Origin of the sequence: Candidatus Accumulibacter vicinus (assembly GCF_000584955.1) — a bacterium.
GTDB lineage: Bacteria > Pseudomonadota > Gammaproteobacteria > Burkholderiales > Rhodocyclaceae > Accumulibacter > Accumulibacter vicinus.
On the sequence record NZ_JDSS02000037.1, the window covers coordinates 1 to 16,685 of the forward strand.

A 16,685-nucleotide genomic window follows, 5' to 3' on the forward strand; every position below is an offset into this window, starting at 1 on the left:
ACTTGCCGCTGCGCGTGAATTTTTGCGGGGGTGTGAACGGTTACTGGTGAAAGCCTCCCGCTGCTGCTCGTTGAAGCTAATCTTGTTCCCTTGCAGGTCTTCGCGGTCGTATCTCGCGAAGTCCTCCTCAGTAACGGCAATGTTGTAGGGGGTCGCATCCTTATTGCAGGCTGGGTCGAACAAATCGAGGAGTTCAGGCAAGACCCCTTCCCTATCAAGCAGCCTTTCAAGAGCAGCTTTCCGCTTGCGGTATGAAGCCCTATCTTGTTTAGTCCTGAAGAAGACGGAGTCGCCATCTTTAAGCCCATACGCTGAACTGCGCACCTTATTCAGGCGGACTTCGTTCAACGCTGATTTTTTGAGGAAGACCTCACCGATGACTTTTTCTGCACCATCCTGATCAATGAGGAGAGCCTCGACTTCATCCGTGCTTGCGAAAGCTCCCAAGGGGTCGACGTCCGCTTCATAAGGAAGCACCAGTTCGGATTCTGAGTCCGACGGCTTGAATGAGGCACCATTCAATTCGATATTCGGGCTTGACTCAGTCTCCGTGGCGAGGATTGCCCGCCAAAGTGCCTGTGTCGAAATATCGACCGTGATTTCCGAATGCTCCTCCCCGATGGAGGCTTCTGCACTCTGGAAAACATCTTTCAGTTGTCGGCTCAGTCCCGATTCATCAATTTCTGGGGAAGCCGTCTGAAGCATTTCGATCGCACGATCAAACGCCTCGTCATCGCGAAGATGTTCCGACAAGGCAGAAAGTTGAGCCGGTCGCCCTGGCTTAATTCGAATTGCCGTACTGATTTCGAATTGGCTTTCATCCGCGACCTTGAAATCGACGACAGTTCTGATTCGTGGGGGTAACCCCCCAACAAAGCAACGCTGTTCCTTGTCATAGAAGGCACAGAACGTTCCGCCAATGCCTGCAAAACTAACCAGCAGGACATGCTGTCCCTTTCTGGATGGTTCTACCTTGACGAAGAGATGACCATTATCTGGAAAAATTGTCGTTTGTTCATCGATCCCATTTAGGAGGATCTCGACGACTTTTTGCTCATCCACCTCTGCTGCAGAGGTTAGAGCCTTCTTAAAGCGCCCTAAATCCCTGAAACCGAACTCTAGATCGTTCAGTTCCGACTGAACCACTTCCGAGATTCTCGGATAGTCTTTGGACTCCTCGCCCGACTCCAAACCGAGCAACTCGCAAGACATACGGAGTACCGCAAAGATGTCACGCTGTTCGGATGAGCTTCCGTCGATATTCTCGGGGCTATACCGATGATTCTTGGATTCGGCGGTGTTGTGGGAAAAGTCAGGAATATCTATCAGATACACATTCCGGCTTTCCCTTGCCAGCATCACATTGCCGGGGTGAAGGTCGCCATGCGAAATGCCGAGACCATGAAGATGCTCGACGGCATCTGTCAGCTTCTGGATCACCCCTAGTTTGTCCGCCTCATCAAGAGCAGCTTCCGCCCACGTCGTTCCATCAACGACGTCGGTCACCAAATACATGCTGCTCGACCTCGACGCCAGCCCGTACTCATGAATACGTGGAAGGTAAGTGGGATTTACTGCCGCCAACTTGTCCAGCCGCTTCAAAAAGGCAAGGATGCGGAAATTGCTTACTGGATCATCCCCTTTGCCGCCCACATTCAACCAAGCTTTAACCAGCCTCCCTTCAGAGACATAGACCTCTTTATCATCGGTCGAAAACAGAAATTCGCCTGGATCGGGGAACTGCCGCATGTGGTTAATCGGGTGACGATAGGCTTCCAGTTCGGAGTCATCGAAAGTCGGTATCGCCTCGCCTTGCGGTTCTGCTCTCTTCAGTGCATCGAAGAATGCCGAAGCATCCTTAAATCGCCCTGTCACTGCTTCCAGCAGAACTCCTGCGTACCATTCGCAGCTTGAAAGTATCTCGTTCTGAATGTTCTCCAAGCTCTTCGGAGACATTCTCTGTGCAGTCAGGAGATGCCATGAGACAAGTCCGAGGGCATGAACGTCCTTCTGGAACGGGGTTGTTGATGTATCGTCCAGCATCTCTTTAACTTCCACAGCCCCCACCGAAAGGCTGCTCCGATAATCTCCGACCGTACCTATTGGCTGGTGGTAAGCGGAGATGAAGTTGGAGAGCGCAATTTCCTTGGACGGCGACAGCCACAGACTATGGTCTGCAATATCACGGTGAGCAATCTTGATTCCATGCAGGTCAGCGAACTTCGCAATCAGTAGCTTCGTAAGGTTCAGCCGGTCGGTCTGGTTAAACGACTGACCGTATTTGCCCACGAATTCGTTGAATCTCACATGCCCAGGAGGAAGCTCATAAACCTCGCTGTACTGCGATGTAACCTCATTCTTTTCGAAACTTGTCAGCGAGCGTAGGCAGTGGTTGTACAGGTCTCGATTCTGGTGGTTGATGTACTGCAATACTTCCCGCTCACGGGACACGATTTCAGCCCTGCCCTGTGAGGTTATTGCCTTGTTGCCATCGAGCTTCCTGAAATTCCAAACCCGCAGTAGTGCCTCGGTACCCTTCGATATCTCCGAACTTGCCAAATACTCTTTGTAAACGGAGTTCGGATGTTCGAAAACCTCCTCGACAGCGGTGTATCCACCAATTTTCAGTGCTTTCGGTGCTGTATTTCCCTTCAGGAATAACTCGTCAAAGACCGGAATGTCTTGATTCAAGACCTGCGAATCAGGATGCGGACGGAAGAAATCGTTGAACTTAACTTTGTCCGCAAAACGGAGGAAGTTTTTCAGGGATATCGTATGTTGAAGGTCGACTTCCGGAAGCTGACTAAAATCCGCATTTCCAGTCATGACGACGAAGAAATGGACGAGCGGCAGGTACTTTTTGTTGGTAAAGCGAGATGAGAGCCGTTTTAGCTTGTTTTCCAGCAAGAACTTTTTGTTTCTCGTGACACTTACGGGCGAACGCCCCATGTTCTTGTCGCCCTTAAACCAAACGTCACCATTTGCAGTAAGGGGCGCATGGTTCCAGTCCTTCAACTCTACGATGAGGACATTGCAGTGAGTCACGATTACCAAATCAAACTCACCCTCCTTGCCCTTCGAATCTACGAACCTGAACCCGGCATACCCTTTCCAAGGGTACATGCCGTTGCGCCCGAGCTTGTTTTGACGCGGATCTCGAAGTGAACCGCCTCTTGATGGAGAATTGTCATCCTGCTGGGCATCGGAGAAAGTCGCCCCGATTTTTTTTATTGCCTCAATCTCTTGTTCTTGAAGACCGCCGTCCCAAATTTCTATTTCCAACTTGCTTCCTTTGTCTTTATTGTCTGTGAAACTACCTGATTGGTACTATGGCGTGTCATCAATTGCTGGGTCATGCGCGTTGAGCGCTGCCGAACCGGCGAAGGATGGAGTGATGAACCGGCGGCACGAACTGAGAGACGACCCATGGGAACGCATCAAGGATCTGCTGCCTGGACGTGCTGGGCACGTGGGGGTCACTGCCGCAGACAACCGCTTGTTTGTGGAAGCGGTGCTGTACCGATATCGAACAGGCATACCGTGGCGCGACCGGCCCCAGCGTTTCGGGGATTTCCGCGTGGTGCACATCAGGTTCTCTCGCTGGAGCCAGTCTGGGGTGTGGAAGCGCGTGTTCAGAGGATGGGCGGAAGAGGCGGACAACGAGTGGGTCATGATGGATGCTTCCCTCGTTCGTGCTCACCCGCACCGTGCCGGTGCCCTCAAGAAGGGGCCTGAAGTAGACCAGGCCATCGGACGTAGCCGCGGTGGACTGAGCACGAAGATCCACGCCACGGTGGACGCTCTGGGCAATCCGACAGGGTTTCACCTCACCCCCGGCCAAACCCACGACCTCGTCGGCGCCGATGTCCTGCTGGCGGACTCCTCGGCGGATGCCGTCCTGGCGGACAAAGCCGATGACGCGCAAAAGCGGCTGGTTGAGCCGTTGGAAAAAGCGGGCAAACAGATCGTGATCCCTTCGCGCAGCACCCACCTGATCCAGCGCCCCTTGGACAGGCACCGGTATCGGGCGCGCCATCTGATCGAAAACTTTTTCGCCAAGCTCAAGCAGTTTCGTGCCATCGCCACCCGTTACGACAAAACTGCTCGCAATTTCCTCGGCGCCATTCATTTGGCGGCCTCCCTCGTCTGGCTCAATTGAGGACACGCCCTAGATCAACGACAGGCCCGTTTCAAGATCCTTCTGCAGATCCAGCACGTCTTCGAGACCCACCGCGATGCGCAACAGGCCCTCGGTGATTCCAGCCGCGGCCCGCTGCTCCGGCGTGATGCGGCCGTGCGTGGTCGAGGCAGGGTGCGTGAGAATGGTTTTGGTATCGCCGAGGTTGGCCGTGATCGACAGCAGCCGGCAGCTATCGACGACTTTCCAGGCTTCGGTACGGGCGCCCTTGATTTCGAAGGAGACGACTGCACCACCGCTTTTCTGCTGGCGTTGCGCGAGTTCGAACTGCGGGTGAGACGGCAAGCCGGGATAGTAGACGCGTGCCACCCGCGGCTGATCTTCCAGCCACCGCGCGAGCTGCAAGGCCTTTGACGTCTGCGCTTCGAGGCGGATCTGCAGCGTCTCCATGCCTTTCAGCAACACCCAGGCGTTGAATGCGGAAAGCGTCGGGCCGGCGGTGCGCAGGAACTTGAACACTTCATCGGTCAGTAGCTTTGGCCCGGCGACTGCACCACCGAGAACCCGACCCTGTCCATCGAGAAATTTGGTCGCCGAATGGACGACCAGATCCGCGCCAAGATCGAGCGGACGCTGGAGAATCGGCGTACAAAAACAGTTATCGACCGCCACCAGCACGCCCTGCGCGTGCGCAATGCCGACCAGAGCAGCGATGTCGGCAATCTCGGTCAGCGGATTCGACGGGGTTTCAAGGAAGAACAGCTTCGTTTCCGGCCGCATCGCGGCATGCCAGGCGGTGACATCGGTCTGGGCGACAAAGCTGGTCTGGATCCCGAAGCGCGGCATGATGGTCCCGAGCAACTGCTGGGTGGCACCGAACAAACCCGTCGAGGCGACAATGTGATCGCCACTGCTGCACAGCGCCATCACCAGCGAGAGGATCGCCGACATCCCGGAGGCGGTGGCTATGCACGCCTCTGCGCCTTCCAGGGCGGCGAGACGATCCTGAAAGACCGCGACCGTCGGGTTGGTGAAGCGCGAGTACACATTGCCTTCTTCCTCGCCGGAAAAACGGGCGGCGGCCTCTGCAGCCGTGCTGAAGACAAAACTCGAGGTCAGGTAGAGCGCTTCACTGTGCTCGTTGAATTGGCTACGTTCCTGACCCGCGCGCACAGCCAGCGTCTCCAGGGAATATCCTCGCTTGCTCTCCATCGTGTTCTCCATCGCGCTCAGCCGGCCGACAGCAGGTTGAGATGCAACTGTTTCGACGCCCAGCGCTCTTCCTTGGTCGTTTTTTGGTGGCCCGCGCGGGCCATCTCGATAGCCGTCAGATACTCCGTGCTGACGTCGCCGGTGACATAGCAGCCATCGAAACACGAGGTATCGAAATGGCAAAGCGACGGTTTCAATTCACGGATCGACGCCTTGAGCGCGTCCAGATCCTGATAGACCAAGGCATCGGCACCGATTTCACGGGCAATCTGCTCGCCGGTACGGCCGGTGGCAATCAGCTCGCTACGCGTCGGCATGTCGATTCCATAAACATTCGGGTAACGCACCGGTGGTGAAGCGGAAGCGAAGAAAACCTTCAACGCACCGGCAGCACGAGCCATCTCGACGATCTCGCGGCTGGTCGTGCCGCGCACGATCGAGTCATCGACCAGCAGGACCCGCTTGCCCTTGAATTCCTGCGCCACGGTGTTCAGTTTCTGGCGCACCGAGCGCGCCCGCGTCGCCTGGCCTGGCATGATGAACGTGCGGCCGATGTAGCGGTTCTTGACAAAACCTTCGCGGTACGGAACGCCGATGCGCTGTGCCAGCTGCATCGCCGAAGGGCGACTCGAATCGGGAATCGGGATGACCACGTCGATCTGGTCGAAGGGAATGTGTTTGAGCAGTTTGTCAGCGAGATGCTCGCCCATGTTCAAGCGTGCTTCATAAACCGAAACTCCGTCGATCACCGAGTCCGGCCGCGCCAGATAGACGAACTCGAAGATGCAGGGGGACAGTGCCGCATGCTGCGCACACTGGCGCTGATGCAAATGGTGATCGAGATCGATGAAGATCGCCTCGCCGGGGTCGACATCGCGAAGAACCTGAAAACCCAGGGTATCCAGCGCGACCGATTCGGAGGCAAACAGGTACTCGGTGCCCTCGGGCGTTTCGTTGATACCGAATACCAGCGGCCGAATCCCGAATGGATCGCGGAACGCAAGCAGGCCGTGACCGGCGATCATCGCCACCACCGCGTAAGCCCCCCGGCAACGGCGATGCACCGCCGCCACCGCGGCAAAGATGGTGTCGAGATCCAACCGACATCCCTTGGCGGTTGCTTGCAGCTCGTGTGCCAGCGTGTTCAGCAGCACCTCTGAATCCGAACCGGTATTGATGTGTCGCAGATCCTGACGGAACATCTCTTCCTTGAGTTGCTCCGCGTTGGTCAGGTTGCCGTTGTGTCCAAGAACAATCCCGAACGGCGAGTTCACATAGAACGGTTGCGAGAGGGCCGCGTCGAAAGCTGAACCGGCCGTCGGGTAGCGGCAATGGGCAATCCCCATGTTACCCGGCAAAGCCCGCATGTTGCGGGTGCGAAATACGTCGCGTACCAGCCCCGATCCTTTGTGCATATGAAACGCATCGTCTTCGGCGGTGACGATGCCGGCAGCGTCCTGACCGCGATGCTGCAGGACCATCAGCCCATCATAAAGCAGCTGGTTGACCGGTGTGGTTGCAACAACCCCGAGAATTCCGCACATAGTCTTTTTCCTACCCAAACCTGATTCGTTTCGCCACGTCGGATGGCAACCAGGACTTGCTGGCCAGAACGGCCGTTTCAAGCGGGGCAGCGAAATACGCCTCACTCCACCACTTCTCTTTCGGCAACGCCGTCATGCCGCCTGCGGCAACCAGGATCAATACGATCACCAGGCCACGGGCGACACCGAAGATGACGCCCAGGAGGCGATCGCTCAGCGTCATTCCCAGCGCCTTGATCAGGCGACTCATGGTCAGGCGAAGCAGTGCCATGACCACCAGTGTGGCGATGAACACCGCTACCCAGCCGGCCACGCTGCGTAGTGTCGGGTCAGCAATGGCCGTCTTAAACCCGTCCGCAAGCAGTGCTCCCCACCAATTTGCAGCGAAGAAAGCCAGCACCCATGCCACCAGGGCAATGATCTCGCCGACCACGCCACGCCAAACGCCCAGCAACAGGGAGGCTGCGACGATCAACAGGACCAGGTAATCAAAAACTGTCATTGCCTGCCGGCGACGACCCCAGTAACGCCAATTTTCTGCAGTTGTTCGAGCGCCTTTTCAGCGGCTTCCCGATTCGGGAAAGGGCCGGCGCGCACACGCGTTTTCTTGCCATCGGGCGAATCAAGAATCTCGGTATAGCTATTGACTCCGGCTGCGCTGATCTTGCTCTGCAACTGCCTGGCGTTATCGGCGTTGGTAAAGGCCCCGATCAGAATCACCCGTTGCCCGCCAGATTTTGCCGCTGCAGGTTCAGCGGGCTTGCCGGCCGGCGCAGAATGCGGTGGATCGTCGGCAGGCGGCTTGCCGGCCTCTTCGGAAGCAGTCTCTGGCGTCTTCTCGGCAGGCTTGTCAACCTTCTTGACCGGTGCTTTTTCAGGCGGCTTTTCCACCGGCTTCTCGACCCTTCTCTCGACCGCCTTTTCGGGCGCCTTTTCAACGGGCTTGATGGTTTTGGCCGCCTTGTCCGGCGAGGTCTCCGCGAGCTTGGCGGGTTTCTTGTCGACCGTCTTCTCCGGAACCTTCTCTGCCGGCTTGACGACTTTCTTTTCAGCGGCTTTCTCCGGCACCTTCTCCGGCGCTTGGGGGACTTTGGCAGCCTTGTCGCCGCTTTTCTCGATCGGCCGGGCAACCGGGACAGCGGCGGGAGGAGCCGCCGGCTTGGCGATCGGAACGGCCACTGATGACTGCTCAGTCGCACCGCCAGGTGGCATGGCTTTCTGCGGCTCGCCACTGATGGCAGACGCATCGGGAGCGGCGGCCCTGGCGGCCAGATCCCTGGGTTGGTAAGGCAACTGCTCTTGACCAGGAATGCGTATCGGCACATCCTGCACTGGCTGTTTCGGCTCCTCGTCCAGGACCATCGGCAGGATCACGGCAGCCAGTCCGGCGAACGCGACCGCACCCACGAGGCGGCGACGAGCCCGTTTCTTGAGCTGAAGTTGCGGATCAGGTGATTCGGTCATCGCTGGAATCCACTCGCGTCGCTTTGATCAGCGACCATGTTGCATGCTGCGCATGACGGCCGCGACCGTGTAGAACGATCCAAAAACGACGATTTTACCATTTTCCTCGGCCAACTCTGCAGAACGCGCGAAGGCTTTCTGCGGTGAGGCAAAACATTCGACGCGGCCGGTGAGGCCGGTGCTGCTGACGGCCGCGGCCAGGACGGCCGCTGATGCGCCACGCGGCACATCGAGGTCGGCCAGCAACCAGGTATCCACCTTGCCGGCCAAGGGCGCCAGCGAGCCGGCGATGTCCTTGTCGGCAAGCATTCCGACGACGGCAATCGTCCTGCTGGAGAAAGCCATGTCGCCCAGGTTGTCTGCCAGGACACCCACCGCCTGCGGATTGTGTGCCACATCGAGGACAATCACCGGACGACCCGGCAACACCTGAAAACGCCCCGGCAAATCCAGTTCGATCAGTCCGCGCCGGATCGCCTGCATCGAAACCGGCAAGCGCTGTCCAAGCAGGTCGACGACGACGAGCGCGGCCGAGGCATTGCGCAGCTGGCAGGCACCGCGCAAACCGGGATTCGCCAGGCCACTCCGGCGCCGGCCACCATGCCGCCAGAAGGTCCATTGCAAGCGCTCTCCGGAATAACCGAAATCACGACCCAGCAGGTGCAGGTCGGCGCCAATGGCCTGCGCATGTACCAGCAGCGATTGCGGCGGTTCGGGATCCGCGCACACTGCCGGTCTGCCCGCGCGAAAGATGCCGGCCTTCTCGAAACCAATGGCCTCGCGTGTCGAACCGAGCCAGTCGGTATGATCGAGCGCGACACTGGTCACCACGGCGCAATCGGGATCGTAGGCATTGACGGCATCGAGGCGGCCGCCCAGCCCGACTTCGAGAATCATCACTTCGACCTCGCGGACGCGGAAGACCTCGAGGGCGGCCAAAGTGCCAAACTCGAAATAAGTCAGCGCGACATCGCCAGCGGCCTGTCGCGCCGCCTCGACGCGGGCAAAGGCCTCGCATAGCCCGGCGTCGTCTACCGGGATCCGATCAACGCGTACCCGCTCGTTGTACTTCAGCAGATGCGGCGACGTATAGCAACCCACGCGGTAACCGGCGAAACGGTAGATCGCTTCGAGGTAGGCGCAGGTCGAACCCTTGCCGTTGGTGCCGCCGACGGTGACCAGTGGGCATTGCGGATGCTGGCCCAATTCCCGCTTGACGCGCTGGACTCGTTCCAGCCCCAGCTCGATTCCCGCCTGCCCGCGTGGGTGGAGGCTTTCGAGGTGCGCCAGCCAGCGTTCCAGTGTGTGCTCAGGAATCGCCGATGCCCTGCCCTCCCCGTTGCTCACGCCGAGCCGCTCACGGCAATGCCGGCCACTTCTGCAACAAGGCCAGCAAGCCGGCAATCCGTTCCTTCATCTCCCGGCGGTCGACGATCATGTCGATCGCACCTTTTTCAAGCAGGAACTCAGATCGCTGGAAACCTTCCGGCAGAGTTTCACGAACGGTCTGCTCGATGACGCGCGGACCGGCGAAGCCGATCAGGGCGCCGGGTTCGGCAATCACCACATCGCCGAGGAAGGCGAAGGATGCCGACACCCCACCCATCGTCGGATCCGTCAGTATCGAGATGAAGGGCAATCTGGCTTGCGAAAGGCAGGTCAATATGGCCGTCGTCTTGGCCATCTGCATCAGCGAAAACAGCCCCTCCTGCATGCGCGCCCCTCCCGAAGCGGTGACACAAATGAACGGTCGCGCCTGCTCGATCGCGGCCTGAACACCACGCACGAAGCGTTCGCCAAGCACCGAACCCATCGAACCGCCCATGAAGTCGAACTCGAAAACGGCGAGGACCACCGGCAGGGCGTTGATCGAACCGCTCAGGACAATCAGTGCGTCGGTCTCGCCGGTGGCCTCGGTCGCATCCTGCAAGCGATCCGGATAGCGACGACTGTCCTTGAACGACAGCGAATCGACCGGCAGCACCTCCGAACCGATCTCGGAACGTCCATCGACGTCAAGCAAAAGATCGATACGGGCCCGCGACTCCAGGCGCTTGTGATGACCACACTTGGGACAGACATTGCAGTTGCTCGCCAGGTCGGTCGCATAGAGCACCGCCTCACAGGCCGGACACTTGCTCCACAGGCCTTCGGGCAATGATGATCGGCGTGCCACACCGCTGTCATTGCGTTTGATTTTTGGCGGCAGCAGTTTGTTCAGCGAGCCCATGTCGTTCCTCCCGGAGCATTCATTACCGTATCCATCCCGCGCCGAATGTCGGCGACCAGCGCGAGCACCCTTGCGCAGGCCTGATCGGGTGGCGATTGCTCGATTTCTTCAATGATCCGGCTACCGACCACCACGGCATCGGCGATCGCGGCCACCGCGGCGGCCGTCGCCGCGTCACGAATCCCGAAACCGACCCCCACCGGAACGCCGGTGCGCGCCCGGATTTCCGGAAGGCGCGCGGCAACGGCCGCGATGTCCAGGGCTGCAGAACCGGTCACCCCTTTCAACGAGACATAATAGAGGTAGCCGCTGGCCAGGGCGCCCACCTGCAAGACTCGGGCATCGCTCGAAGTCGGCGCCAGCAGGAAGATCGGATCGAGGTCATGGCGTTTCAGGATGCGGGCAAACTCGATCCCTTCCTCGGGTGGATAATCGACCACCAGAACGCCATCCACCCCGGCAGCGCAGGCGGCTCCGGCGAAGTTTCCGACGCCCATCGACTCGATCGGGTTGGCGTAACCCATCAATACAATCGGAGTCTGCTGGTCGTCGACGCGGAAGTTCTTGACCAGTTCAAGGACCTGGCGCAGGCTGACGCCTTTCGCCAGAGCCCGCTCGGAGGCCCGCTGGATGGTCGGTCCATCGGCCATCGGGTCAGAGAAAGGCACGCCCAGTTCAATGATGTCGGCGCCGGCACTGACCAACGCATGCAGCAAGGGCACGGTCAATGCCGGATCGGGGTCGCCGGCAGTAATGAACGGGATCAGGGCCTTGCGCCCCTGCGCCTGCAAACGCTCGAATACAGCCTGTATCTTTGTCATGATCAGAATTTGATCCCTGAGCGATCGGCAACGGTGTGCATATCCTTGTCACCACGACCGGAGAGGTTGACCAGCAGGATCTGGTCCTTGGCCAGGGTCGGTGCCAGCCGGGTCGCATACGCCAGGGCATGGCTCGACTCCAGCGCCGGGATGATGCCTTCGAGACGGCACAGGTCATGAAAAGCCTGCAGCGCCTCGGCATCACTGATGCTGACGTACTCGGCGCGACCACTATCCTTGAGCCATGCGTGCTCCGGGCCCACCCCCGGATAATCGAGACCCGCCGAAATCGAGTGCGTCTCGGTGATCTGGCCGTTCTCATCCTGCAGCAGATAGGTTCGGTTACCGTGCAAGACACCGGGACGACCCGCCGTCAATGAGGCGGCATGATGTCCCGTGGCAATCCCTTCGCCCGCCGCCTCAACGCCGATCAGACGCACCCCGGTGACCGGAATGTAGGGATAAAAGATCCCCATCGCATTCGAACCACCGCCCACACAGGCAATCACGGCATCGGGCTGGCGACCGCACTGCTCCTGCATCTGCGCGATCGACTCCCGGCCGATGATCGACTGGAAGTCGCGTACCAGCATCGGATAGGGATGCGGACCGGCCACCGTACCGATGATGTAGAAAGTGTCGGAGACGTTGGTCACCCAGTCGCGCATCGCTTCATTCAAGGCATCCTTGAGCGTCCTGGAACCGCTGTCCACCGGCACCACCCTGGCCCCCAGCAGTTTCATGCGATACACATTGGCCGCCTGCCGCCGGATGTCTTCCGAACCCATGTAAACCACGCACTCCATGCCATAGCGCGCGGCTACGGTGGCCGTCGCCACGCCATGCTGGCCGGCGCCCGTTTCAGCGATGACGCGTGGCTTCCGCATGCGCCGCGCCAGCAGTGCCTGACCGATGCAGTTGTTGATCTTGTGTGCGCCGGTATGGTTCAAATCCTCGCGCTTCAGGTAAATCCGGGCACCGCCGAGGAGTTCGGACCAGCGTCTGGCGTAATAGACCGGACTTGGCCGGCCCACATAATGTTTGAGTTCATCATCGAATTCGGCGACGAACTGCGGATCCCGCTGCGCGGCGGCATACGCTTCCTTCAGTTCATCCAGCGCCGCGATCAGGGTCTCGGCAACGAAGACGCCACCGTAGGGGCCAAAATGGCCTCTGGCGTCAGGCAAATCGTAGTCATGCTCGGCCATCAAAATTCTCCTTGCGACAGGTGGGGGCAGCGTGCACTGCCTCTGTGAAAACAATCCGACCGTCGCGCCTCAGGTATGTTTGGCCAGGTAGTACCGCCAGCAAGTCCGCGTCCGACCCCCCGTTTTTCTGCGCATGAACAATCCCATCAGACCCTGCCGCATCAATCGCCACTCATCGATTCAGCCGCCCGCACGGCGGCGACAAAAGCACGCATCTTTTCGGCATCCTTGATTCCCCTGCTTGCCTCGACACCCGTCGAAACATCGACCGCCGCCGGTCGAAGACGGCGCACCGCTTCCCCGACGTTATCCGCATCCAGCCCACCGGAGAGGATCAGCGGCTTGCCCAGCGATGGCGGCACCAGCGACCAATCGAAAACCTTGCCGCCGCCGCCGTAACCGTCGACAAAGGCGTCGAGAAGAATGGCCTGCGCCGAAGGAAAAGCAGCCGCGTATTGTACCAAATCCATTCCCGGCCTGACGCGCGCTGCCTTGATGTAAGGTCGACCGAACTGCCGGCAATAGGCGTCATCCTCATCCCCGTGGAATTGCAGCAGATGGACCGGCACGGCCGCCAGGGTTGACTGCAGCACGGCCGGATCCGCATTGACGAACAGGCCGACCATGCTGACGAAGGGCGGCACGGCACGCGCCAGCCGCGCCGCCGTCGACAGATCGACGCAACGCGGACTCGGCGGGTAGAACACCAGACCCAGCGCATCAGCTCCCGCGTGCACGGCAAGTCTCAGGTCTTCAATACGGGTCAGTCCGCAGATCTTGATACGTACTTGCATCGGCGGGATAGGCTTCTCTTCAAAGGTTCAGAACGTAAGGCAGAAACAGCGTTTCATCGCTGCTCGGCAAACCCCAGTGCGGCAGATACCTGACAGCGGCGAGATACAAACCGGCCGCAGCAAAGGTCGGTGCAGCCAGACGGCGATCGCCCTTCGCCAGCAACTCGGCGATCCATTCCGGCGGATGCTTGCCCTGACCCACTGCAACCAGACTGCCGACCAGGTTACGCACCATGTGGTGAAGGAAGGCGGAAGCCTCGAAATCAAAGACCAGCAAATCGCCGAAACGTCGTATATCGGCTCGGTGCATGATTTTCACCGGCGATTTGGCTTGGCATTCGGCCGCACGGAAAGCGGAAAAATCGCGCTCCCCGAGCAACTGCTCCGCCGCCGCCTGCATCTGCGCCAGGTTGAGCGGATGATGATACCAACCCACTCGACCGTGCCAGGCACCGGTCCGATGCGGCCGGTTGATCAGCAGGTAGCGGTAATGTCGGGCATACGCCGAAGAGCGCGCATGAAAATCGCCAGGGACGGCCTGCGCCCAACGGACGGCCACGGCCGCCGGCAGGAACGTGTTGGCTCCGCGCACCCAGGCATACATTGATCGATCAAGATCGGTATCGAAATGCACCACCTGCCCGGTTGCATGCACACCGGCATCGGTACGCCCGGCGCAAACCACCTGTACCGGCACCGTGGCAAACTGCTGCAAGGCATCCTGCAGGGCGTCCTGAACAGTCCCCCCACCCGGCTGCTTCTGCCAGCCGCGAAAACCGCCACCGTCGTATTCGACAGCCAGGGCAATTCTCATTCCTCACGCCTGCCAATAGCAGACGAGCGGGAGGATCCCTGCGACGGCAACAATCATGATCCAGTAGTCCCGGCTGGAGAGTCGGCGGTCGGCGAGTTCGAATGCCTCGCAGTGACCACTTGCCGGCAGTTCGAGCAGCTGGCGCCAGTCGCGTGGCCGTGGCATCGTCTCAAGATAGTGCAAAACCAACAACAGCCGAACAAGACCACGATCAGCATCAAGTCCGCAGCGACGAAGCGGCTCGAGCAGGCGATGTGTGGCCGTCAGCAGATCGGCGACGGGCATCCGCGCACGCAGCACCGCGACCGCCATCAACACCAGCAGCAAGCGTCCGACATGCGTCGAGGCATCCACCAGCCCCTCGTGACTGGGTGCCATCGCGCCGGTCCATGCGGGATCGCCAGCACTGCCCCAGGCAAGGATGACAAACACTGACAGCAACAGCCAGCGCGCACCCCGAATGAGTTGCCCGCAATGTCGCAGAGCCCGTCCTCCGAAGAGCGGCAAGATCAGCAGGGCAGCCATCAGCAGGTAGCCATCGAGACCTTGAATGGCCACCAATACCAGGAGCCAGACGACCAGACAGGTGCTTGGATGCACGACAGCTTCCGACCTTTCGTGTCCAGGGAACGACTGATTGCCCTGGGGGGTGCCTACAACCGGACGCCCGCTACTCGCGTATCCCGCCAAGGAGACTGAGCGCCACTTCCCGCTGTGCCGCATCGCCCTCATTGACGACTTCCTGCAAGAGTTCACGCGCTCCTTCCAGGTCACCCATTTCCTGATAGGCTTTGGCTAGGTCGATCTTGGTGGCCACCTCTTCGCTGGAGGTGATGTCGGGAGCCATCGTCATATCGACCAGCGAACCAAACGGCGCGTCTACCCCGGTATCGGTCACTTCCATCGAAAAACCGGGATTGACCAGGGTATCCTCTTCCTCCTCGAAGGAGAAATCGCCTGCACCGCTGCCCGCTGTCTTGGGAGCTTCCTTGGCGGGGGCCTCGCCGCCGGCCAGATCAAGGTTGATCGCCGACAGGTCAAATCCTGCACGCTGCATGGCATCGCCGAGCACGGTAGAATCCGTCAGCGCGATGTCGAACTCCAGCGCTTCGGTGCCTGCGGACCCGATGTCAAGGGTCTGTTCCGGCTCGGCTTGTGCCAGTATCCGTTCATCTGCGGGCGCCTCGTCAGACAGATCGGCTCCCAGATCAAACTCGAAATCAAGGCCGGCACCCGGCTGCGATTCTGAAGCCACCAGCATGGTGACCTCCAGCGCACTGGCGTCATCCACCAGTTGCACCTCCTGCGTGTCTTCCTCTGGCGGCAACTCGGCCTTCGGCAGGGAAGCGGCCAGATCAAAATCGAGCGTCTCCTCTTTGGCAGGACTCGGGTAGGCGAGAGTGGCTTCCAGGTAGGCATCGTCAGCGACATCGGACGGCGCTGAACGGGGCTCGCTGCGGCCAAGGTCGAAATCCAGATCCGCAAGAGAGACCGGCTCCGGCTCTGCTTCCTGCACCTCGTTCGTCAAGGCCGCTTCCGGCCGCCCTGCTACGCCCGCCGCGGCAGTGGCAGTGGCCATCGCCTGGATCAGTTCCGGTCTGGTCAGCGTGTTCTGAAAGGGTTCCTGGGCAACGAAGATGGCAGTTGCAGGTTCGACAGAACGAACTTCAGTCTGTCCGGCCGCACCAAAGAGCGGATTCCCGGGATCAAGCTGGAAACCCATTGCCACTGCTTTCTCCCAGTCCGCACCGACTCCTCCGGTGGCGTTGAACAGTTCAGTGGCGAGCACGCCAAAGGGTCCGGGATCCTTGCGACCCGCATAGATCTCAAGCAGCTTCAGGTGGATGGCGTAGCGCCTGGGATCCTTCTGTTTTGCCTCGAGAAGAATCTCCTCGGCTTGGGCGTCACGGCCGTACGCCATGTAGACATCAGCTTCAGCGACCGGATCAACTTCATCGGTATCAATGCTGCCCGGACCGGCCTGGCTGAAATCAGTTTGTGGTGCCGAATGGGTGGTATCAACAGTCTGTCCGCCGGTAGCGTGGAATACCGACTTGGGCGCGACGCTGTCTTGCACGGGCGTCAGGGCACTGCTGTCATCAAGCGGCATCCCGCCGTCACCGGCGCGACGACGTTTGGCGAGCCAGTAAGCGGCGAGAAGCGCGATGAGGGTACCCCCCGCTGCCAGGGAGGCCGTACTGCTGAGCAACCATTCGATAAAACCGGGCTCTTCCGGCGGCGGTGGAACAGGTCTGGCTTTCGGCATCTCGACCGGCTTGGGCGTTGCGGCCGGAGGCACTTCTGCCTTGACCTCGGGTTTGGCGGCCTCCGGCATGGGCGTGACGGCCTCGGGCTTGGCCACGGTTTCCGCCGGTTTCACCTCTACCGGCGATTCCATGGGCTTCGCAGGAACCGCAGGGGCGGCTGCCGACGTTGGCGGCGCGGCCGCCGGAGTCGGCA

The 16,685-nt window shown here is 59.8% G+C and carries 14 protein-coding genes; 1 reads left to right on the top strand and 13 read right to left on the bottom strand.

Features of this window, described 5'->3' with window-relative positions; translation table 11 throughout:
- A partial coding sequence (locus CAPSK01_RS15860; protein WP_273703834.1) for an NERD domain-containing protein occupies positions 1 to 3,282 on the bottom strand: 3,282 nt, incomplete at its 3' end.
- Positions 3,283 to 3,394: 112 nt separating this feature from the next.
- Between CAPSK01_RS15860 and CAPSK01_RS15865 the strand changes: the two genes are divergently transcribed.
- Positions 3,395 to 4,159 (top strand): IS5 family transposase, encoded by a 765-nt coding sequence (locus CAPSK01_RS15865; protein ID WP_034928887.1) that lies wholly within the window; start codon positions 3,395 to 3,397, stop codon positions 4,157 to 4,159.
- Positions 4,160 to 4,168: 9 nt separating this feature from the next.
- Here CAPSK01_RS15865 and CAPSK01_RS15870 read toward each other — a convergent pair whose 3' ends face one another.
- The 12 genes from CAPSK01_RS15870 to CAPSK01_RS15925 form a co-directional block, all read right to left on the bottom strand.
- Positions 4,169 to 5,350, bottom strand: coding sequence for an O-succinylhomoserine sulfhydrylase (locus CAPSK01_RS15870; RefSeq protein WP_034928889.1), 1,182 nt, complete (start codon positions 5,348 to 5,350; stop codon positions 4,169 to 4,171).
- A 17-nt stretch (positions 5,351 to 5,367) separates the two neighbouring features.
- Complete coding sequence (purF, locus tag CAPSK01_RS15875; protein WP_034928892.1) at positions 5,368 to 6,894, bottom strand: amidophosphoribosyltransferase; 1,527 nt, start codon at positions 6,892 to 6,894, stop codon at positions 5,368 to 5,370.
- A 10-nt stretch (positions 6,895 to 6,904) separates the two neighbouring features.
- Complete coding sequence (locus CAPSK01_RS15880) at positions 6,905 to 7,396, bottom strand: CvpA family protein (protein ID WP_034928895.1); 492 nt, start codon at positions 7,394 to 7,396, stop codon at positions 6,905 to 6,907.
- The gene (locus tag CAPSK01_RS15885) at positions 7,393 to 8,358 is read right to left on the bottom strand and encodes an SPOR domain-containing protein (protein ID WP_034928898.1); all 966 of its coding nucleotides are present in this window, start codon (positions 8,356 to 8,358) and stop codon (positions 7,393 to 7,395) included. The genes CAPSK01_RS15880 and CAPSK01_RS15885 overlap by 4 nt, the downstream gene beginning before the upstream one ends.
- Positions 8,359 to 8,385: 27 nt before the next feature.
- Entirely contained in the window at positions 8,386 to 9,705 is a 1,320-nt protein-coding gene (gene folC, locus CAPSK01_RS15890; RefSeq protein ID WP_273703835.1) for a bifunctional tetrahydrofolate synthase/dihydrofolate synthase, read from the bottom strand.
- 10 nt (positions 9,706 to 9,715) lie between these two features.
- Positions 9,716 to 10,588: an acetyl-CoA carboxylase, carboxyltransferase subunit beta gene (gene accD, locus CAPSK01_RS15895; protein WP_034928901.1), complete on the bottom strand. Its 873-nt coding sequence runs from the start codon at positions 10,586 to 10,588 to the stop codon at positions 9,716 to 9,718.
- A complete protein-coding gene (gene trpA / locus CAPSK01_RS15900; protein WP_034928904.1) occupies positions 10,576 to 11,409 on the bottom strand; it encodes a tryptophan synthase subunit alpha in 834 nt (277 codons plus the stop codon). Before trpA ends, accD begins: the two co-directional genes overlap by 13 nt.
- Before the next feature lie 2 nt (positions 11,410 to 11,411).
- On the bottom strand, positions 11,412 to 12,617 hold the full coding sequence (gene trpB / locus CAPSK01_RS15905) for a tryptophan synthase subunit beta (protein WP_273703836.1): 1,206 nt from the start codon (positions 12,615 to 12,617) through the stop codon (positions 11,412 to 11,414).
- Between the two features lie 161 nt (positions 12,618 to 12,778).
- Complete coding sequence (locus CAPSK01_RS15910) at positions 12,779 to 13,411, bottom strand: phosphoribosylanthranilate isomerase (protein ID WP_034928907.1); 633 nt, start codon at positions 13,409 to 13,411, stop codon at positions 12,779 to 12,781.
- Between the two features lie 19 nt (positions 13,412 to 13,430).
- Positions 13,431 to 14,225 (bottom strand): tRNA pseudouridine(38-40) synthase TruA, encoded by a 795-nt coding sequence (truA, locus tag CAPSK01_RS15915; protein ID WP_034928909.1) that lies wholly within the window; start codon positions 14,223 to 14,225, stop codon positions 13,431 to 13,433.
- Between the two features lie 3 nt (positions 14,226 to 14,228).
- On the bottom strand, positions 14,229 to 14,825 hold the full coding sequence (locus CAPSK01_RS15920; RefSeq protein WP_034928912.1) for a CbiQ family ECF transporter T component: 597 nt from the start codon (positions 14,823 to 14,825) through the stop codon (positions 14,229 to 14,231).
- Between the two features lie 70 nt (positions 14,826 to 14,895).
- Positions 14,896 to 16,623, bottom strand: a complete 1,728-nt coding sequence (locus CAPSK01_RS15925; RefSeq protein WP_034928915.1) for a FimV/HubP family polar landmark protein — start codon at positions 16,621 to 16,623, stop codon at positions 14,896 to 14,898.
- Between the last annotated feature and the right edge of the window lie 62 nt (positions 16,624 to 16,685).